Here is a 590-nt window from a genome sequence, read left to right as displayed (position 1 = left end):
GATGCAGACCTATTAACAGGCGCTACCGACATTGAAGGTGACAACCTAACGGTTGAAGGTGTGACCTACGATGGTGGCGACGGTATCCTTACTGATAACGGTAATGGTACTTACACCTTCGCTCCGAATGAAAACTTCAATGGCGACGTAAACTTCGGTTTTGATGTATCTGACGGTACCGATACGGTATCTGCAAACATCGATGTGAGTGTAACTGCCGTTGATGATGCACCAGTGTCTGGCGACCTAGCGTACTCAATCGACGAAGATGGTTCTATCCGTCTAAGCCAAGAGCAACTGTTATCACAAGCATCTGATGTGGAAGGCGATGACTTGACGGCCAGCGGCCTAACGGTTGGCGGTGATGCAACCGTTACTCAAAACGATGACGGCAGTTTCACGATTACGCCAGATGAAAACTTCAACGGTGACATCGATATCAGTTTCGATATCTCTGATGGCACCAATACCGTTCAAGCTTCAGCAGACCTAACGGTTAACCCAGTAAATGATTTGCCAGTACCACAAGATCAACAGTTCAGTGTTGAAGAAGACGGCACGTTAATCTTCACTGATGCAGACCTATTAAC

At 47.1% G+C, this 590-nt stretch carries 1 protein-coding gene; it reads left to right on the top strand.

The annotated features are described in order from the left end of the window. The coding region (locus AB4558_RS21840; protein WP_372159106.1) for a cadherin-like domain-containing protein at positions 1 to 590 on the top strand (590 nt) is incomplete at both ends.

The organism is Vibrio sp. 10N.222.51.C5, from assembly GCF_041474575.1.
Lineage (GTDB): Bacteria > Pseudomonadota > Gammaproteobacteria > Enterobacterales > Vibrionaceae > Vibrio > Vibrio crassostreae_C.
The sequence above is the reverse complement of the archived record's forward strand: the minus strand, read 5'-3'. Positions and strand labels throughout refer to the sequence as shown.